Annotated in this window: 17 protein-coding genes; 1 reads left to right on the top strand and 16 read right to left on the bottom strand. The window is 68.8% G+C overall.

From position 1 onward, the window contains the following. Positions 1 to 178 precede the first annotated feature (178 nt). From OG866_RS00170 to OG866_RS00095, 16 genes are all read right to left on the bottom strand, one after another. A complete protein-coding gene (locus OG866_RS00170; protein WP_329331197.1) occupies positions 179 to 514 on the bottom strand; it encodes a hypothetical protein in 336 nt (111 codons plus the stop codon). 485 nt (positions 515 to 999) lie between these two features. Next, positions 1,000 to 2,121 carry a hypothetical protein gene (locus OG866_RS00165; RefSeq protein ID WP_329343857.1) on the bottom strand — a complete coding sequence of 374 codons (1,122 nt, stop codon included), beginning with the start codon at positions 2,119 to 2,121 and terminating at the stop codon, positions 1,000 to 1,002. 112 nt (positions 2,122 to 2,233) lie between these two features. Continuing rightward, positions 2,234 to 4,315 carry a methyltransferase, FxLD system gene (gene fxlM / locus OG866_RS00160; protein WP_329331196.1) on the bottom strand — a complete coding sequence of 694 codons (2,082 nt, stop codon included), beginning with the start codon at positions 4,313 to 4,315 and terminating at the stop codon, positions 2,234 to 2,236. A 20-nt stretch (positions 4,316 to 4,335) separates the two neighbouring features. Beyond that, complete coding sequence (locus OG866_RS00155) at positions 4,336 to 5,592, bottom strand: lanthionine synthetase C family protein (RefSeq protein ID WP_443063628.1); 1,257 nt, start codon at positions 5,590 to 5,592, stop codon at positions 4,336 to 4,338. Positions 5,593 to 5,603: 11 nt separating this feature from the next. Next, positions 5,604 to 8,675: a lantibiotic dehydratase gene (locus OG866_RS00150; RefSeq protein WP_329331194.1), complete on the bottom strand. Its 3,072-nt coding sequence runs from the start codon at positions 8,673 to 8,675 to the stop codon at positions 5,604 to 5,606. A gap of 85 nt (positions 8,676 to 8,760) precedes the next feature. After that, complete coding sequence (locus OG866_RS00145) at positions 8,761 to 8,934, bottom strand: FxLD family lanthipeptide (protein WP_329331193.1); 174 nt, start codon at positions 8,932 to 8,934, stop codon at positions 8,761 to 8,763. A gap of 356 nt (positions 8,935 to 9,290) precedes the next feature. Then, positions 9,291 to 10,436, bottom strand: coding sequence for a hypothetical protein (locus OG866_RS00140; RefSeq protein WP_329331192.1), 1,146 nt, complete (start codon positions 10,434 to 10,436; stop codon positions 9,291 to 9,293). Then, a complete protein-coding gene (locus tag OG866_RS00135) occupies positions 10,433 to 11,281 on the bottom strand; it encodes a hypothetical protein (RefSeq protein ID WP_329331191.1) in 849 nt (282 codons plus the stop codon). The genes OG866_RS00140 and OG866_RS00135 overlap by 4 nt, the downstream gene beginning before the upstream one ends. Positions 11,282 to 11,343: 62 nt before the next feature. Then, the gene (locus OG866_RS00130; RefSeq protein WP_329331190.1) at positions 11,344 to 12,591 is read right to left on the bottom strand and encodes an acyl-CoA dehydrogenase family protein; all 1,248 of its coding nucleotides are present in this window, start codon (positions 12,589 to 12,591) and stop codon (positions 11,344 to 11,346) included. Between the two features lie 87 nt (positions 12,592 to 12,678). Then, complete coding sequence (locus OG866_RS00125; RefSeq protein WP_329331189.1) at positions 12,679 to 13,323, bottom strand: GAF domain-containing protein; 645 nt, start codon at positions 13,321 to 13,323, stop codon at positions 12,679 to 12,681. Next, the gene (locus OG866_RS00120) at positions 13,320 to 13,961 is read right to left on the bottom strand and encodes a GTP-binding protein (protein ID WP_329331188.1); all 642 of its coding nucleotides are present in this window, start codon (positions 13,959 to 13,961) and stop codon (positions 13,320 to 13,322) included. Before OG866_RS00120 ends, OG866_RS00125 begins: the two co-directional genes overlap by 4 nt. After that, the gene (locus OG866_RS00115; protein ID WP_329331187.1) at positions 13,939 to 14,376 is read right to left on the bottom strand and encodes a DUF742 domain-containing protein; all 438 of its coding nucleotides are present in this window, start codon (positions 14,374 to 14,376) and stop codon (positions 13,939 to 13,941) included. The genes OG866_RS00120 and OG866_RS00115 overlap by 23 nt, the downstream gene beginning before the upstream one ends. After that, positions 14,376 to 14,861: a roadblock/LC7 domain-containing protein gene (locus OG866_RS00110; protein WP_329331186.1), complete on the bottom strand. Its 486-nt coding sequence runs from the start codon at positions 14,859 to 14,861 to the stop codon at positions 14,376 to 14,378. The genes OG866_RS00115 and OG866_RS00110 overlap by 1 nt, the downstream gene beginning before the upstream one ends. A gap of 63 nt (positions 14,862 to 14,924) precedes the next feature. Next, positions 14,925 to 16,325 carry an ATP-binding protein gene (locus tag OG866_RS00105; protein ID WP_329331185.1) on the bottom strand — a complete coding sequence of 467 codons (1,401 nt, stop codon included), beginning with the start codon at positions 16,323 to 16,325 and terminating at the stop codon, positions 14,925 to 14,927. Positions 16,326 to 16,501: 176 nt separating this feature from the next. Further along, complete coding sequence (locus OG866_RS00100) at positions 16,502 to 16,819, bottom strand: hypothetical protein (RefSeq protein ID WP_329331184.1); 318 nt, start codon at positions 16,817 to 16,819, stop codon at positions 16,502 to 16,504. 245 nt (positions 16,820 to 17,064) lie between these two features. Beyond that, positions 17,065 to 17,640, bottom strand: coding sequence for a hypothetical protein (locus OG866_RS00095; RefSeq protein WP_329331183.1), 576 nt, complete (start codon positions 17,638 to 17,640; stop codon positions 17,065 to 17,067). Positions 17,641 to 18,261: 621 nt separating this feature from the next. Between OG866_RS00095 and OG866_RS00090 the strand changes: the two genes are divergently transcribed. Then, complete coding sequence (locus tag OG866_RS00090; protein WP_329331182.1) at positions 18,262 to 19,440, top strand: XRE family transcriptional regulator; 1,179 nt, start codon at positions 18,262 to 18,264, stop codon at positions 19,438 to 19,440. Positions 19,441 to 19,442 lie beyond the last annotated feature (2 nt).

Genomic DNA, 19,442 nt, shown 5'->3' with positions numbered 1-19,442 from the left:
TCGAGCTTGCGCGGCTGCTTGGTCGCGTCGCTCCGCTGCTCGGGCCCGGCCCTCGTTGAGGGCGACCCCGAGGGCGACGACTACGGCGGCGGCTGTCGCAACAGTGCTTGCCACCGTCCACGCATCAGCCACCTTCGGACCTTAGCGGTCACGCCTGACGGTCAGGAAGAGGGGCTGCCTAGACGGGCAGGGGCAGGGCAACCGCAGGGCCGGGTGCGACGAGCCGAAGCGGATGCAGAGCCGAGGGCATCAGAGGGCAGGCCAGCGCGCCGATCGCGGTGAGGTCGTCGCGGTACTGCGGCATCACAGAGTGCAGCCGACGCTGGATGGCCCAGAACCGCTCGGCTTCTTCGACGGTGTAAGGGCGGAACTGCTCCGCGATCAGGACCCGGCCAGCAGCGGGACGCGCCAGCCGCCCAGGGGCGGTGGGTTGATTGCGGTAGAGGGCGTGGCCGTCGCGCCGCATCACGACGACCGAGTCCACGGCGGCCAACTGCTCAGCGGCCGCCACCACGTCGGGCAGAACAGCGAAATTGGTGTCGTGTCCCGCGGCGGTAGTGAACCGCGCGGGTACGCCCTACTGGTCAGCGCGGGCGTAGCGGTCTGCCGTGCCCTGCCGGGAGTCGGCGGCGCGCACGGCCAGGACGGCCAGTTCCACCCGGAGGCGGCGTCTCGGGGGGTTGCGGTCGAGGCGTCAGTCACTGTCACCTGGTCTCTCCTTGGGAGCGGTGCCGCACCTGGATGGCTCGGCAGTGCACGGCATAACGACGTGGGTTCGGATTCGAACGCGCTCGATTCCGGACGTCCCGGAGCCCTTGGAACGTCCGGTGCGGTGCGCGTGGGGCCCGTCAGATGGCGCCTGCTGAGTGGCGGAGTTTGGCCGAATCGCCGACGCCTGAATCAGCTGTGACGTATGAGGTTGCCCGGCGGCACTCGGCTCGCGGTTATGGTCGGGCTCTGCCCCAATCAAGATCACTAGTTCCCGCAAGCTGGTCGTTCTCAGGACGTCGGACTGCCGAGCTCACCGGCCGTCAACGAGCGACTGAGCACCATCTCACCGGTGTCCAGTACGGTCGCGAGGTCGTGATGCAGAACGTCTGGCAGCACCCCCGAGTCGAGAGCGCAGCTCCGGAGTAGGTCCTCACACTGCTGTCGTTGTGGAGCCTGCCCGAGCACGTCGAACAGCGGATCGCCCAGGACCTCGCGGGCTGCGTATCCGTCGCGTGCCTGTGTCGTTCGCCGAACGAGGTCGTCAACGAGGAGCTGGGCTTGGGGGTGCTCAGGTGATCCGACGGTGTCGAGAACGGTGAGGCCGAGTCGGACGTTGAAGACAGTCGTACCCGGCTGTCCCTCGGACTTCAGGTAGCTGTCCGTCAAGGCGGCCAACGAGTCGCTGACTGGCTGGCGTGCGTCGCGGCGGCACAGTTCTGTCAGGCATGCGGTGACAGCCTGTTCCCATGGCTCACCGGGTGCTGTTGCGGTGAGCAGTTCGCGGGCGCAGTTGGTCTGGCCAGTGGTGAGGGCCGTGATGACGGCGACCTGGCGGCCGTCCAACATCCTGGTGCCTACGCCCCGGTGCTGTTCGGTGTGAGCCAAGGCATCCGCCCACCTCCCCGTGCTGGTGAGGGCCCGGGTGCCGTCGGCGAGGAGGACGCGCCAGAGCCAGGCCCGCACCTCTCGCCGGTCATCCACGGCCGCGGTGAGATCGGCTGGCACGGTGATGCCTTCGAAGGACACAGCGGTCGCTGTGCCGACGGCCTCGTACAGGTCCAGTAGCCGCTGGCGTCCGTCGTCGGTTCGGCCGGCGCGGAGCTGCAAGCGGGCGAGGTTGACCAGGGGCTCCAGCCCGCGGATGGCGCTCGTGGCGGGGAGGGGGCAGGCGCGCATGTAGGCGGCAGCGTGTCGCTGGCACATGGATCGGGCGAGATCTGGGAGGCCGAGATCGGAGGCGAGGAGCGCCGCCTGGTTGAACACGGTGGAGGCCAAGCCCGGGTCGTTCCCTGCGGCGGCCTTCTCCGCGATCTCGGTGAGGGAGCGTACGCGGTCGGGCAGGGGTAGGCAGGCGGGGCGGAAGCGGGCGATCAGCGGGAAGCGTTTTGCTATCGGGCCGTTTGGTTGCATGGTTTCCCCGGGCGACGTCGGCGAGATGGCGTGAACGATTGGGGCGGCACCGGTCGGGGTGGGTGACGGGTACCGCCCCTGGTTCATGGGCGGTTGTCTGCTGGGGGCGTTATCACCGCCAGTCGATGACGATGCGGTTGAGCGGGGTGTCGACGACGAAGAGCCCGGGGCGCTGCTCGATCGCGGGGGCGTCGAGGGGCTGGATCTCGAAGGTGGCCTCGCGGCTGCGGTACTCGCGATCCCACGTGCGGATCGCATCGGCGACCTTCGCGGTCAGCTTGTCGCTACCGGGGCCGTGGCCGATGACGCCGAACTCCCAGAGCTTGGCGCCCTCGGGGGTCTTCCTGTTCAGCAGGCGGCGGGCGAGGTAGGCGATGGCGCCCTGGTGGACGGCCGCGGTGGACGAGGCGTAAGGGTCCTCGGTGAGGACGGTCCCCTTGGCTTCCTGCGGGAACAGCATCCGGATCAGTCCGCTGGGCAGGGAGCAGGAGACGAACAGCTCCATCCACTCGGCCGACTCCATGGCCTGGACCGTCGTTCCGGTCCACTCCTCGGTGCGCGGCTGCTCCAGCACTCCGGCCAGCGCGTCAGTGTCGAAGTGCTGTCCAGCGGGGGCCTGGAGGCGCACGGTGCTGTTTGCGCTGAGGGGGATGATGCGGCGGTCGTCGTCGGCGATGCCCCGGCGCAGTGGCATGAACGTGTTCATCGTGCTGCTGACGCTCGTCCAGCGGCCGTCGCGCTGTTCGTAGGCGATCGACCGGGACACGCTGCCCTTGAGCCGCTGGGGTACGACGAGGCGTCCGTCGGGGGCGAGTTGTTGCATCCAGGCGTGCGGGATGCCGTGGGCGCCGACGGTGGCGATGATCCGGTCGTACGGGGCGCCTTCGGCGTGGCCGAGGGCGCCGTCACGGGTCAGGACGTCCACGTTGGTGAACCCGGCAGCGGCGAGATGTGCGCGGGCTCCTTCCACGAGGTCGTCGTCCACGTCGAGGGTGTCGACGTGACCGCTGCCGCCCACCAGGTAGCCGATCAGCGCGGCGTTGAAGCCGGTGCCCGCGCCGAGTTCGAGGATTCGTTCGCCGGGCCGGGCGGCCAGTTGGTCGAGCATGCTCGCCACGACGTCGGGCTGGGAGGCGCAGGAAATCGACGCACCATCGCTGTCGTACTTGATGTTGACCGGCACGTTGGCGTAGGCCGCTTCAAGCGGGGCGTCGGGCACGAACAGGTGCCGGGGGACGGTACGCAGCGCGGTCTCGACGGAGTCGGTGCGGGCGTATCCGTTCGCGCGGATCTGGTCAACCAGGGCATTGCGGAGCCGGGTTGCTGCGGCGTCGGAGGGGGTGATCGTGTCGGTGTTCACCGCCTTGACGCTAGTGGTGTTGGACGTGCCCTCGGCGGGCGACGCGGTGTTGTCACTCGATCCCATGACGGCCTCTCGTGCGATGTTGAACAGGGCGCTTTGGTCTCCGGAAGGGAGGCCTGCGCGGTTGGTGTGGAAGATGACGTGGTGTGCGATGACGGCTCGTAGACCGCGGGTGAGGTGGCCGCCGGCAGCGAGACGGGCGAGGGTCGTCCCGGCGCGTTCGAAGGCCTCGATCCAGGCGGCGTGTGCTTCGAGTGGCCCGCTCGGACGGCACAGGCTGTGGGCGTCGGCCGTCATGAGTTTGTGCATGGCCGGGATGAGGGCGGTGGCCAGTTCGGGAGCCGCGGGTTGGGCGGGCGGCCGGAAGGTGCTGGCTTTGGCCCATACGTCGCCTTGCTCGAACCAGTCGAGGCGGGCGGCCCGCATCAGGGTGCTGATCAGAAGTACGGCGGTCTCCCGGCGGCCCAGCCTTCCCGGGGCGGGCTGGTAGCCCAGAAGATGGCGGCTGTCCTGATGGAACAGGTCGTGGGCGGTGTCCATGGCCTGCGGACCGCCGAAGGCATCCGTCTCCTGTTCGTAGATCTCGGATGACCATGCCGTCGCTGTGCCGTCGGCGGCGAGGTCGTTCAGCAGTTCTTCCACGAGCGGGGAGGGTGCGAGGGCGCGGTAGCGCAGTCTCCAGGGCTGCTTGTTCATGAACCACCAGTCGGCGAGCTGGCCGCCCTCCTCGGCTGTGCGCAGGGTGGGGCCGATGCGTCCGGTGATGGCCGGCTTTCCGGCCTCGCGGTCGGCGAAGGTGATGTTGTGCTGGTGCCAGGGAGCCTGGGGCATGACGGGAGTCCTTGGATGGGTCAGGCGATGAGCAGGCAGGCGTCCCAGGAGGTTCGGGGCGGGGCCTGAGTCGCGGGGGCCATGAGTGCCAGAGCAATTCCGGCGGCGCCGTCAAGAAAGCCAGGACCGGCGTCCTTGTCGTCGGCAATCTCTATGGCCGTCTCGTCTGGATCAGCGCCGGGAGGACACGGGAGGGTCAACAGGGCGGGGATCGCTGCACGTAGCTGACCGGCGGTTGAGGGGTGTGCGTCGTCGGCGGTCCGCGCGGCGACGTGGGCGAGGCCGGCGAAGCCGTGGCAGAGGCCGTTGCCGGTGGTGGCATGGAGCTGCACGGTGTCAGTGAGGGCGGCCACGAGCGCGTTCTCGGCGCTGAGTTGGCGGTCGGTGTCGCCGAGGGCGATGGCAGCGAGCTGCTGGGCGCGGGCCAGTCCCGCAGCGCCGTAGCACCATGATGGTCGCCGTGGTGGGGAAGGGGCCGGGTGGCCTGTCCGTAGTTCGTCTCGCGTCACCCAGTAGGGCCAGATGGGCCCGCGGGCGTTTCCGTCCTGCCACCGGTCCAGCCAGGCCAGGATCGTCCGCAGGGCTTGATGATGCTGGTCGACGGGGGCGCCGCTTCGGGCGGCGAGCGCCAGGAGTGCGAGGACGCCGCCGATGCCGTGCGCCATGCCGGTGTTGCCGTGTCCATCGGGGAAGTCGCTGTCAGGTAGGCCGGATGGGCCGGTTAGGGTCCACCAGCCGGGCAGGACTTCGCCGTTGTGGGTGATCGGCTCGGTCAGACGTACGCAGTAGTCGAGGATGGCGCGCGTTTCCTCCCCGCTGGGGGCGCGGCGCAGGAAGTAGGCCCCGTACCCGGCAAGGCCCCGGATCGTGTCGAACTCGGCCAGGTCCGGCAGTTGCCCGGCGTCGATGCGGCGGTGCGCGGCGTCCAGTCTGCGACGTACGTCTACGGCCAGTTGGCGGTCCAGCAGGGTCAGAGTGCGCTGGTACGCGCCGGACGCGTGGTCGGCGGCGCACGCCATGGCGTGCGCGAGGGCGGGCGCCCCATAGAAGGGGTGACTGTCGGGGCCGGCGGTGAACGGAGCCCGGGTGGCTGCGGCGAGCCAATCATGGGCACGCTGCCACGGTCCCAGGCCGGACGCGGCCCGCTCGATGTGCAGCAGCGCGATACCGGTCGGGCCGTAGGCCAGGTGCTGACGTAATGATGCACCGTTCGGGCCCGGCCGTTCGACACCAGGGCGAGCCAGGAGATGGGCGATGGCGCCTGTCACCTTGAGCATGATCGAGTCGTTCACCGGGTCCTCCGGTTCGTCCAAGCCATGGCGGCGGCGCGAGTGAGGTACAGGCAGGCCGCTTCCTCGGAGAAGTCGACCGCGACGTGGCGTACGAAGTGGACGTGTAACAGCGAGGAGAGGACGCCGTCCTCCACGATGCCCTGGGCGTCCGGGCCCGCGATGTGGTGCCGGTAGGCCGCCAGTGCCGTCTCCCGGTCAGCCCACGCGTTCACGATCGCCTCGCCCCCGGGCACACCGCGCAGGGCTGACCAGTTGCCAGAAGGGTCGGACAGCCTTACCGCTTCGACCAGTTGAGAACGCGGGAGCCGGGTAGGTGCAGAACGGTGGAGGCGGTCGATCAGCCAGCGCATGCCGGCCTCGGTGCTGCCGAGGAAGGTGATGGCGATGGCGATGTTGTGCGCGGCCACCAGAGTGCGCTGGTGTGGACGCTGCAGCTGGCTCAGCTGGGTAACAATGGCGCGCGAGTCCGCGCGGAACACCTCCTCGGCGGCATCCCAGGCAGCGCCGGAGCCCCAACGGCCCATCTCGCGGTACGAGGTGGGATAGCGCAGATCCGACAACAGCCCCAGGGCGCGTAGTTCATCGGCCCAGGTGCTGATCGTGCGGACGGTCTCGGCAAAGGCGATGGGATCGGGCAGGGCGACCCGCAGGCGCAGGTGCTGTTCAGGATCGCGGAAGCGGATGAACCACCAGGCAGGTGAACCGAGTCGGTTCATTAAGTCGGGGATGTGGCGGGTCAGGAGGAGGTCTTGGCGCCGTACGTCTCCGTACACAGTGGCCAGCAGCACGGGCGAGACGCCCGGAGTCTGGATCTGCGCCACAGACAGGGCGCGGGCTGGGCTGGGGTCGGGCAAGAGTGGCCACGCCGTTGGCCGAGCCGCCTTGAGCGGTAGGACCACCTCGTGTGCACGTCCGCCGCACCAGTCATAGGCACCGTTGGGCGGGGCTTCCACGAGCACGGCCGGGCGGGCACGGTTGAGGTGCTGGCGCAGCAGGCTGCGGTGTCCGGCCTGGTCGAGGTCGAGGAACAGGTGACGGTCGGCCTCGACCAGGAACACGCGCTGCGGGATGCGACGCCGGGTCCGCCAGTCGTCGAGTGCCGTGTCCCATTCGAGCCGGGGCCGGTCGCCGTTGGGGAGTTCGGCGGGTTCCAGCCGCCAGCGGGCAGGGGCGAGTACGGTACGCCCGTAGCGCAGCCGGGGCAGGAACGGCATGGCCGTGGCCGCGCCCCAGTCGAACAGGGTGGCCTGGGCGCACTGGGCGCGGGACAGTTCAGTGAGGAACCGGACGAGCGGCGGGGTGTGCGTGGAGAGGTTCAGCGCATGCATGCCCACGGCCTCGATCCGGTGCCCGCGCTCGGGCACGGCCAGATACATGCGGCGCCCGTCGCATGCCACGGCCAGGTCGTCCGGCGTCAGGACAGCACCGTCGGGAGCGCGGTGTTCCTCGACGCTGATCACGGTGGGCAGGATCTGCGGGGTGCGGGTGACGTGGGCGCTCGTCGGCAAGAGCGGCGGAAAGGACAGCTGGGCCGGGACGGTACCGGTGTCCGCCGCAGGCAGCTCGGCCAGCTCCGCGTCCAAGGCGGCGCGGTTCTGGGGGGCCAGCACGCTGAGGAACCTGCCCGTGGTGACGCCGGCGCCTCGGGACACGCTCACGATCTCCACTTGGAACCGACCGCTCTGCAGGGCGTCGGCGCCAGCGGCACGGACGCGGAATCCGATCTCCAGGTGCGGCGGCACCCTGGGGTTTTCCGGTCCGATGTCCATCGTGACGATCAGTGCATCGGTGAGGACTACTTCGTCGCGGCCGTCGAGCGCGGCGGCCTGTGCCAGCCCGACCAAGACGTCGTCCCGCACGGAGGTCCGCCGGCGGCGTACCTCTGCAGACGTGCCCGGGTATCCGTCAGGAAACCTGGTACCGCTGTCCGCGATCACGTCCTTGAGCGGCACCATGGTGCCGATGCCGTACCGCTCGTAGAACCGCTGCTGGTAGGCCTTCCACGCTTGCGTCCCGTACGGGAGGGCGCTGACCCGGGTGAGCGCCCAGGCGGCCTGCTCGATCTCCCGGGCCACCGACTGCGGCAACTCGACCTGGGCATCCAGACGCAGATCAAGAGCGAGTGGATGACGGCGAAGCCCTGGAATCAGGGCCTGCATCCGTGCGGCCGTGCGTGCTCGGCCACTACGGGAGTCGCAGCCGCGCAACTCGCTGTGCACAAGGTGGAGTTCGCGAATGAGGGAGGTGACCGGGGCCGCCGCGGCGCCATCCACGGCGTCAAGGCTGTTCAGCAGGTGGCCGAGTGCGTCGGTCTCGGTGCTCGGCGCGTGCAGGTTGGAGATGAGCACGCGGTGCCGCATCAGATCTCGCACGAGCCGCAGCGACTTCTCCGCCCCTGCGGGGGCGAACTCCGAGGCCAGCTTGCCGATCAGATCACCGACGCCGATCGGTGACCGGGCGGCATCCAAGATCATGCGCACCGGCGCGGACACCCCGATGGACGCCTCGACCGCGTGCTGCGGATCGTCTTGGGCGTCGGGCTGGTACGGCACAACGAGCCGATCGCCGCGTTCCGTCACGGTGTTGTTCCACACCACGGTCAGGCGCCCCAGCAGTTCCGGACATGACTCCAGCTGCTCAATCACGGCCGTCAGCCACGCTGCGCTCGCCCGGCTGATCGCCACATGCTCAGCTCCCCAGACCGTGGCTGCTCGTGGTCCCAGGCTCGCCGTGGTGACCCCCGCGAACAAGCCGAAGGGAGTGGCCCGATGTTCGGCCCGCAGCAGATAGCGGGCCACGGAAGCGACCGCCCGGCGCACATCCCGCCTGGAGGCAGTACCGGACGAGCACAGGGCGCGGACCTGGGAGGCGAGTACAGGACTGGCGTGCTCCAAGGCCTCAACGACGTCTTCGTGACACCACACTTCCCGCAGCCACGCGAGCCGGGCAGCCTCACCGCCCGGCGATGGGTCGTCAAGGTCAGGGCACGGAGAAAGAGGAAGCTCCGGCCTGGCAACAGCACGGACGAGAGCGGTTTTCCCGGCTTGGTAGCCGGTGCTCGAAGCCATCACAACCTCCGTGATCCGGATGGGCGGCCGGTGCCCTCGCACAGCGAGGCACGAAGACACCGGCCGTTCTGACGTGCGCCTGGGGTCAGGCCACGCTGGAGACGCAGGCGCCGCAGGTCGAGCCGCAGCCGTCGTCCGTGAGGTTGATCAGGCCGGCGACGTCAGCGATCTCGACCAAGGTGACGTCGAGGTCGAAGCCGTCCACCGTCACGGCGCTCGTCGGGAGCACGCTCGTTCGGGGCTGAACCTGGGGACTCATGTCAACTCCAGTTCTTTGATGGTGAGTTGCGGATAGTGGTTCTGCCGGATGCGAGCTCGACTAGCGCACGGAGGTCGCTGTGTCGAGCGGTGCTTCCCGGCCACCGGCCCGAGGTGCCGTGCCCCGATCGTGGAGTGGATCAGGGCCGCTTGTCCCCGGGCTGGTGTCCTGTGCCGCCCTCTGGAACCGGCTGCGAAGAGGCGGTTGTTCAAGGGCGACCGTCTGTGTGGTCCTCCGGGTGTCCGGGGAGGTCGGCCGCCGGTGCCCGAATCGCCGACTGTCCGGGAGCGCGGCGGCCGACCGGCCGGACCCGTGCACGGCGGTGTGGACTCACGGGGTGCCGTGCACGGGAGCTTTCAGTTGACCGGGGATCTTGTGTGTGGAATGCCGGTTGTGGGCAGCCCCGCCTCGGCGAGTACCGGCTTCTGCCCGGCGGGGTGGGCTGCTCGGGTCAGGCGACGGTCGGTCCAGATCACGGTCAGCCCGAAGGGGATGATGAGAACGGGGCGGTACAGGATGGGCGCGAGCTGTATGCAGCCACCGAGGAGATCGAATGCGGCGTGGCCGGCCACGAGAGGCAGGAGGCGTTGATAGCGCCGATACAGCCAGACCCTGCCGACGGCGTAGAGAGCCATCCCGAGGGCGGGCAGCCCGAAGTAGGCGTGCAGCATGATTTCGACCAGGCAGATCAGACTGTAGATCTCCCACGCGGGTCTGCGGATGGCCGTCAGCAGAGCCGTCGTGGCCGCCACGATCACGACGTCCTCGATGACCACGGCCACCACGACCCCAAGGCCGAGCGAGACAAAGCTGAAGTCGGTGACGCCGACGGCGCTCAGCTGGCTGCCCTTCATCACAGGCAGGCCCTGGATATCGCCCCAGCGCAGGACCGTCAAGAGGATCGTGGTGAGACCTCCTCCGGCCATGCACGCAAGGAAGGTCGCATCCGCGATCTTCCAGTCCCCCAGTCGTTCGGACGCCGTGGCGGGGACTTTGGTGGCCGGGGATACGCCGTGGGCCCGGCAGATCTCCAGGGCAAGCCAGGCGACCGTACAGCTGAACCCGGTCAGAGCAACCTGCCGCTGGAGGGCGTGGGAGACGGGGACAGCCGCGTACATGGCTGCTGCCCCGCAGGCGACGGCGGCGCCGCGGTGCGCGAGTCGACGCCGCTGCGAAGCCTGGTCCAGTGGGGTGCGGGCTATCACCAGCCACGTCAGCCAGAAGAACACCACCGCGCCGACCGCGAACTGGACGGGTGCAACCCAGCGGACATCGCGCGCTGCCCACTGCACGCCGTGCATCTCGCCCACGTTCAAGATTGCGAGGACCAGGGGGCGGAAACAGGTGATCAGCAGTAACACGATCACCTGCCCATAGATCCAGGGAGCCGGTGTGGCAGCCGACGGAGCGGTGGCCCTGTCACGAGGGAGTCCGCCAGGGGCGAAGAGATGGGCCACGGCTTTTCGGCGGAGCGTCTCCCGAAGTACGGCGGGCGTCTTCATGACGCTCCCTTGGTGGTGAGGGTGGCGAAGCGGGCCTGCCAGGCAGCCGGTTCGCCGTGTGTCTCTGCGCAGAGCGGGGCGAGGGCTGGGGTGGTCCACACTCTGTTGAATGCGTCGAGGCCTTGTGTGTTGATGATCCTGGCCACGGCCTCGGCGCCGTTCAGATGGTGCGTGGCGAGTGCCTGGCGCTGCGGGTTGGCCCAGAGATTTCGGTAGCGGACGGTGGCGTACGGGCTGGGCGTGTTGGCGGGCACAGGATGGCCAAGGAGTTTCGTGGTGATCCGCTGGTCTGCCTCGTGCGCATGTCCCTCAGCCAGGAAGGGGTAGTCCCAGCCCCGCACGCCGCGCAGGTGCGGGAAGAAGGTGCGCTGAGCTGCCCACAGCGTGCCGCTGCTGGCTGCGTATTGCGCGATGCGGGTCATCTCGTGCGCCAGGACCTTGTAGAGGAACGGGTCGTCATGGAGCCGGCCTGCCTGGGTCAGCGCTGCGGGCAGGACGACCACGTCGGGCTGCCCGGGCTCCCACTTCACCGCCTGGCCGCCCACTGTCGGCCAGAGCAGCCGCACCTCCCTTAAGCGCGTCTGGCGGAGCTCTCGGGCCTCTCGCATGCCGGTGCGGGAGGGGCTGAGTTGGGCTGCCTCGGCGTGGAACTGCTGCTCCGCGCTGTCGCGGTGGGTGCGCATCCAGGCAGGGACCGTCATGGTGCGGATGCACACCTGGTCGGGCAGCGGCAGTCCCGTGCACAGCTCGACCACCGAGGCGACCTCGTGGGCTATGCGCTCGAGACGCGCCGCGAGACCGTCGAACCGGGCGTCGGCTTCGTTGCGGAGAACAACGGAAGACATTCGTGTGCTGCTTTCGGGAGAGATATGTGGGGTGGGTCGGATTCGGGGAAGGCGCGACCTGTTTACGCAGGGGTCGGGTCCGGGGCGGCGGCCCAGGCTGTGTCGGCCGCCGTGCGCTGGGACCATTCGATCTCAGCCTCGTGGAGAGCCGTCCGGGCGAGGTGGATGCGCTGGAACTCGCCGGTGCCGGCGGGCGCGTAGGTGTAGGGGATGTCGCGGAAGAGGCGTTGGAGGGGATAGTCGCCGTCCAGGGCGTGGGCGCCGTGCAGTTCCATGGCGTCCCGGGCGGAGTCGGCGGCGAGTTCGTGGCCGGTTGCTTTCGCGCTGATGAGTTGGGCGTCGCAGGCCATGCCCAGGTCGAGGAGGTGCACGGCCTGGTAGGTGGTGCCTCGGGCGGTCTGGAGGCGGTTTTGCATGGCGCCGAGCCGGTCGCGCAGGACCGGCAGGTCGGACAGGTGCCCGTCGTAGCGGGCCCGTGTGGTCAGCCAGGTGGCGGTCGTTTCGACGAGGGCTTCGTGGATGCCGAGGCTGAGGGCTGTCAGGTTGGGGCGGCCGTAGAGGATGCTGGCGCTCTGTGCGACGAACAGGCCCTGGCCGATCTCGCCGAGTACGTTGGTCGCGGGGATGCGGACGCGGTCGAGGCTCAACTGGCCTTTGGTGAAGCCCCGCAGGCCCAGTCCGGGCCGGTGGGGTTTAACGGTCAGGCCCTTGCGGTCGTGCTCGACCAGGAACGCCGTCAGGGCTTGGGAGGCGCAGACGCCGGGCGGTGCGGTGCGGGCGAGGACCACATGCAGGCCGGCCAGGTGCGAGTTGCCGATGTGGATCTTGTCTCCGGTGATGACCCACCCGTCGCCGTCTTGTTCGGCGGTGGTGGCAATCCCGCCGATGTGTCCGCCGGCCCGCGGCTCGGTGACCGCGATCGAGAAGAGAACCCGGCCGGCTGCCGCGAGCGGCAGCCACTTGGTCTTCTGCTCGGCCGTGCCCCACATGTGCACGGCACCGCTCGGGATCAGGCTCGCCTGCAAGATGGCCGCCACCGCGGCGGAAACCGTGCCGATCCGGTGGATGAGCACCGACTTGGCGACATGCCCGGCCGCCAAACCCCCGTACTGGGTGGGGATGGTCACCCCGAACCAGCCGAGGTCGGCCATGAGTTGGGCGGCCTCCCGCTCCACCCGGTGCGGATCGGCTTCCATCCGCGGGACGCGGGGTGCGAGATGCTCGGCGGCGAAGGCGTCGGCCTCGTGCCACAGCCGCTGGTGGTCCGGGGTGAGATGGGGGAGGACTTCGGTGGGCCAGGTGGCGGGCATGGGCTTATCCCTTTCCCTGTGGAGTCGCAAGGCGGGGGGTGCGGCCGGGTCCCCGGCATGCGGTGCCGGACGGGCGCAAGACGGGGTTCAGCGCACGGGAGCGCCGCTGGTGAGGGCATCCAGCACCAGGGTGGCGCCGTCCTTGACCGCGTCCAGAAGGTGTTGAGCGTCGCTGCGGGGGCGGGCCTCGGGGTCTATGGCGCACACCGTGCCCAGCACGATCCCCTCCACGATCAGCGGGGCGCCGAAGTAGGAGCGGATGCCGACCATGTCGACCACGAGGTTGCCCGAGAAGGTCGAGCTGGCGTGGACGTCCCACAGCGGCAGCGCGTTCTTTCGTCTGACCACCGCGGGACACCAGCCGTCCTCCAGGCTCATGGTGCGCCCCAGGATCATGTAGCCCGTGTCGGGTGGGGGGTTGTGCAGGCCGACGAAGGTCTGCTCGGTGAGGAAGATGTTGACGAAGCCGTAGACCATGCCGGTGACCTCGGCGAGATGGTCCGCGAACTGGTCCATGCGGTCATCCGGCCCGGTGGGCACGCCCAGGCGGGCCAGGAGTTCCGCCCGGGCCTGCCGTTCGGCCACTTCCTTGGCCTGGGCCGCGCTGAGCACGTCCTGGCCCGGGCGGATCGCACCCGGCTGCGGGACGATCACCTCCTGTGGGCCGGGAGCAGGGCGTAACCCGCTGCCCGTCCCGAGGGCGGGAGCGTAGGGGGTGGTGTGGTGGGTCATCGGGAGTCCAGACAGGTGGAAGGGGAAGAGGCCGAAAACAGGGACAGCGCGTGGTCGACGAGGTGGATCAGGACCGCGGCGACCGAGGTCCCATCACGCGCGTCGCAGGTCACCACGGGCACGTGAGAGACGAGGGCGAAGGCCTGCCGGATCGCGGCGAGGGGGTAGCGGTGGGCGTGGTCGAATTCGTTGACGGCAACGACGAACGGCAGGCGGGTGCGTTCGCAGAAGGAGACGGCATCGAAGCTGGACTCCAGCCGGCGGGTGTCGGCAAGGACGACGATGCCCACCGCACCGCGCGCCAGGTCGTCCCACAGATCCATGAAGCGGTCCTGGCCCGGTGTGCCGAACAGCATCAGCTCGATCGGCACCGGCTCATCGAAGCTGATGCGGCCGAAGTCGAAGGCCACGGTGGTGCGGTGCTTCGCCTCCACCCCGTCCAGGCTGTCGGTGGCGGCGCTGGGGTGGGTGAGGTACTCCTCGGTGGAGACCGGTTCGATCTCGCTGACCGCGCCGATGGCGGTCGTCTTGCCCACCCCGAACCCGCCGGTGACGAGGACCTTGAGGACTGCAGGGCTGCCGGGCGGGCGCACCGGATACGGTTCGCCGGGCGCGTCAGCAGGCCCTGGCGGGGACATCGGACCACTTGCGTGCGAGACCAGCACGGACTGCCTCCAGGAGCTGAGCGGTAGGACGGTCCCCGGCCTTGGAGTCGGGGTCGCCAGCAGGCGTGTAAGCGGCGGTGACGGACAGCACCAGAACGCGGGCGTCCAGGAGGTCGGAGAGCAGCACCCGGGCCGTGGTCAGGGGGAGGCGGGTGGTGCCGGCCAGTTCGGCGACCGACCGGCGCTGGCCACGGCATAACTGCACGAGCTGCCCGTACTCTCCCTCCGCCAGCTCTGGTCCTGCTCTGCCCGGCCCGGCCTCGACCAGGGTCTCGGGGCTGAGCCAGTGGCGGGCGTGGACCCGTCCCCGGGTCAGGAGGAACGGCCGCACGAAGGCGCCCCCTGCGTTCTCGGCCGGTAACCGTGGGTTCCTGCGTGGCCCGCTCATCACGCGCTGCGCAGGGCCGTGACCATGTACGGGGCGAACCGGTCCACGAGCTGACCCATCTCGTAGCCCACCGTGCCCACGTTGGCACTCGGTTCGGCGAGCACCGCGAGCACCGTGTCGACCTTGCCCGCCGTGTTGCCCGGATGGTTCGGGAAGACCTCACTGGTTCCGGCGATCGACACGAAGATCAGAGCGTCCTCGCGCTCGACCATGGCCAGTTGCAGGCGGCCCTTGTCACCGTGCGGGCCCGGAATGTTCTCGCACAGCGACGCCAGGGTGCCGAGCGTGGCCGCCCACTTGTCGGCCCAGGTCCTGGAGAACCCGCTGTCCACGAGCTTGAGCCCGTCCCGGGAGACCAGCAACGCGTGCGTGACCCTGGGCACCGCCTCGACGAACTCCGCCAGCAGCCCGGCCAACTGCTCCTGGGCGGCACTGTCTCCGGACGCGGCGGCAATCATGATGGCACCGCCGTTGTCGTCGGTCATTGAAAAGACGCTCCTCGGGATTGAGGCCAGCCGTCACTGGGGGATGGCGGGCCGGGATGGGGGTTACGGCCGTCCGGTCGGCGGCACGGTGCCGGAAACCTCCGGCCATGCCAACGGTGAGCCGTCCTGGGCCCGGTCAGTACCGATGGCGCCCCTGAACGCTTCGGCCAGGTCATAGCGTGGCCGGCTCGCCGCGGGTCCCAGGCCGTCCGGGGCCGGCGCCTCGGCCTGAGCGGGCACACGTTGCGGCAGAGGCGGGGCCGTATCGGCAGTCCCCGCAGCGGGAGTCGGCGCCGGCCGGTGCACCGCGGGCATGCGCTGTGCCAGGTGCCCGCCTTTCGCCGGTGCAGCCTGCGCGGGCGGGGCAACAGGGGGCGCGGGGTGGGCGGCCGAGGCGACGGGAGACCCGAAGGACACCAATAGCCGGTCCGGGACGACCACGAGGGCAGTCGTCCCGCCCGTCGGGTTCTCTGCCAACTCGACGTGTATACCGTGGAGTTGCGCGATCCCTGCTGCCGTGAGCAGGCCGATCCGTCCTCCGCGGACCAAGGCACTCACATCGACCTGAGCGGGGTCGGCCAGCAGACGGTTCCACTGCACCCGGTCGTCGGCGCGCATCGGGATGGCTACGCGGTCCTCGACCTCGATAGCCAGGCCCCGGGCCACCCGCTGGGCGCGCACCTGCACCTTCGTGGCGGGATCGGAAAACTGGGTGGCGTTCTCGATGAGCTCGGCCAGCAGATGCGTCAGGTCGGGTCCCACATGCCGGGGCAGGCCCAGTGTGGTGCCGACCGTGCCGGCCGCGACGGTCACCCGGGCGTAGTGCATGATCTCTTGGTTCGCGCCCCGCAGTACCTGCATCACGCTCACCGGTTCACGTGCGCTGCGCAGCGACTCCCCGGCAACCACGGCCTTGCTCTCCACCCAGCGCCGCAACCGCGTCACGAGATGGTCCAGGACGAACAGCACCTCCAACTGGGCCGGGTCTTCAGTCCCCGCCTGCAAGAAGTCCAGCTTCTCCAACGCCCGTGCTACCAGGGCGTGTTCTCGCCGTGCGAACTGGTGCAGCATCGACAGCAGCACCGCCGACTGCGACTCATCGTGCACCCGTATCAGGGCAGTAACCGCCTGCACCTGCAGCTCAGCCAACTCGGCCACCGCCTCATCCGCGGAGCCGGCCTCGTCGAACAGCGGGGAACTCTCCGGCAGCGACACTGTCCCGCCCCGCAGCAACTCCTCCGCCGACCAGGCAATGAGCTTGTCCGTTGCAGCCGCTGCCTCAACCACCCGCCGTATCTGAGTTGCTTGCGCCCGCTCCACTGCCATGGCTGCCATTCGTACCCGTGCGGCCCCCACACCGAAGGCGGCCAGGCACCCCGCGGCCAGCGCGGCCAGCAGCGGGCCCGCGGAGACCGGAACGGTGCGCCAGACGATGACGACACCGCCCAGCACGGACAGAACCATGACCAACGGCGCGACGAGGGCCGCTCGAAGAAGTTCGCGTGCTAAGCGGTCCACCGCAGTGCGGCGCTTTCTCCGGCGCCGCCCATGCAGGGATGGGCGAGTTTGGGGCTGGGGGGAAGCCATGGGTTCCTCAAAGTCAGTCGTGGCAAGGAGGTGCTTGGACGGGGAATGCGTGATCAGGCGACGGGGAGGACCGCCTGGACGGTCTTACCGGTGTGCTCGCCCTGCTCGTCTTTCGTCACGTCCCACGACAGGCGGCCCCCGTAGTGGGCCACCCACCACAGGCCGTGGGGCCTGCCCCGGACGGCGCGGCTCTGATCCGCGGCCTCGCCGAAGCCAGGGAAAGCGGGGAGAGCGTCGTCGACTTCGATGAGCAGCTCACGGGTTGTGACGTCGATGATCAGACGCAGGGTGATCGTGCCGTTGTCGAAGGAGCGGCCGTGGACGGTGGCGTTGTCCACGAGGTGGTCGGCGACGCGGGCAGCGATGTCCACATTGCCCTCCCAGCCTGCCTTCGTGAGAGCTGACCGCACCCGCTCACGCGCGAGGGAGCCGCCCCCCGCACCAGCCAGGATGGCCACGCTCCACTGAAACGCAGGCGCTGCCTTGGTTCGCAGTGGACGTAGGACACGTTCAGCGGCGCCGGCCAGGTTCACGCTCTCAGGCCTTGAGTGGGCAGACGAGGACATGAGAGGGGGTTCTCCTTGTGGTGAAACGGAGCCAAACGAGTGGTGACGGATCACCGGACCAGGCGCGTGCAAGGCGCGGGGGCGCTTGGCCTCATCCGCACCCGAACGATCTTCCTTGCGGCTCCTATGTCTGGGATCCCCCAGGTGATTTCGCCGCCTAGCCCAAGCAAGAGAGCAATCCCTGTCAGTGGCCCCCCGGTTTCGGCACGTGTTCTCGCCGCCGCTACGACTTCAGCGAACCCCTCGAACTTCGGGTCCGGATCAGATACGTCGATGATCAGTTCTTCTTCCTTGGTGATCTCGAGGGCGAGGCCGACTTCGCTCTGTGCAGACGTAGTTGGGTGCCGGACAGCGTTGTCCATCAGCAGCGCTACGGCGAGCTGGGCCTCGTCATGGTCCCCGGCCCAACGCCACGTCGTGAGCCAGGTGCGAGCATGAATCTGAGCCAACCTGCTTGCCGTGGGTCCAACAGGCCAACAGCGCTCGAAGAGCAGAGGACGTCGAGGAAGGCCGTGGCCGGATGGAGACTTCGGCTCTCCTTCTTGTGGCGTGCCGGTTTCCTGATCCTCAGTTGTGAGCCCGGCTGCGAGGGAAAAGGCGAGGGCTGCGCTCACCAGATGCGTCATGTGGAAACTCCTTGGCTCGACAGCCCACCGGGCGTTGCCTGTGCCCCAGCGTCGGTCCGGCCGCGTGATCTCTGGCCTGCTGACATCTCTGTCCTCGAGGGGTAGTTGCGGAGTTACTACCGTTCCAAGCGGGGCACTCTGAGTCACGGGCGACCGTGACCAACTTTTGTGGACGGGCAGCAGTGCGTTGACCAGGGGCGATTGAGCGTCGTCGAGGCCTCGTTGGACCCTGCCATCTCGCAATCCCAAGTCATGCCCACTCAGGAGAGCTAGAACGCAGTTACTTTGAATCCACGACACCGCACGGGGAGCGCGCCTATGAATGCCCTTTCAAAGCCTGGCTGCAAGGCAGACCGCGACGCCCTCCGCAACGACATGGCCGCCGCCGGGTTCTCGGTGGCAGACATAGCCATTGAGATGCGTACTCGCTTTCGGATGCGCCCGAGGGAGGCTTGGCGACACGCCCACGGCTGGACACTTCAAGAGGCAGCCGACCGAATCACTCAAGCAAGCACTACCGGACTCGGCGAGTGCATTGCCGCGGACGCATCCCTTGTCGGCAAGTGGGAGAAATGGCCGGGCCCCTCCTCGCGCCGCCCCAGCCTCGCTGTCCTGTTCGCCATGGCGAACACCATGTCCTGCCGAGTACAGGACTTGCTGGATTTGGAAGACCGGCGTGCACTTCCCGAGGCCGACCTGCACCTGCTGACCCAGTCTCAGCCCGCTGCCGAGTCAGCAGCACAGCCGATCGCCCAGTCATTCCCGGTCGCTCCGACGGAGCCGGCCGGAACGGATCTGGTGCACCTCGCCGCCAATGAGTCCGCCACATGGGCGCAATGGGCCGAAGCTTCCAATGTCGGCGATATCGCCCTTGAGCAACTCATGGCCGAGACAAGGACGCTCGCGGCGGACTACCTCACGTCAGATCCGGTCGTACTCTTCGTCCGGACCAGAGCCCTACGTGATCGCGTCTTCGCTCTGCTCGAAGGCAACCAGTACCCTCGTCAGTCGGTCGACCTCTACGTCGCGGCTGGCTATCTGTGCGGGCTCCTGGCCTGGATGTCCTCCGACTTGGGCCAGCTGCACGACGCGGATACCCAGGGCCGGACAGCATGGCTATGCGCCGAACTGGCGGGCCACAACGACTTGCGTGCCTGGGTACTGTCGACTAGGTCCAAGGTGGCTTTCTGGGACGGCCGTCTGCGTGAGGCGATCAGTTTCGCTCGACGCGGCGCCTCGTACCAAACGACAGGCACAGTGGCAGTGCTGCTGGCGTGCCAAGAGGCTGACGCATGGTCCGAACTCGGGGCGCACGACGAGGCTTTGATGGCGCTTACCCGGGCTCAAGATGCGCGCGCGGCAATGACCGGTGGCGATGAGATCGGTGGCATCTTCACTTGCCAGCCCGCTCGCCAGGAAAACTATGCAGCGGCCGTCCAGCTACGTATCGGGCGCCCCGCCGACGCCCTTCGGTCGGCAGACAGCGCGCTTGGACTCCTGCACATACAACCGGTCAGGGCCTACGGCACCGAAGCGCAGATTCACATCAGCCAGGCCTCCGCCCATCTGGCAACCGGTGAAGCAGACGGAGCCCTTGAAGCCTTAGCCCCCGTGCTCGCTCTCCCACCGGACCACCGCTTGGCGCCCGTCACCCGCCGCCTGGGCGAACTGTGTACTGGCATCGGGCGACCGTCCACCAGCGGCATCGCAGCCGTTGGGCTGCGACAAGCCATCGAAGAGTTCTGCTTGGACTCCGTCCCACGTCACATTGCCCTCTCGCCAGCGCAGGGTCCCGCCTGATT

It is taken from the genome of Streptomyces sp. NBC_00663, assembly GCF_036226885.1.
Taxonomy (GTDB): Bacteria; Actinomycetota; Actinomycetes; order Streptomycetales; family Streptomycetaceae; genus Streptomyces.
The sequence above is the reverse complement of the archived record's forward strand: the minus strand, read 5'-3'. Positions and strand labels throughout refer to the sequence as shown.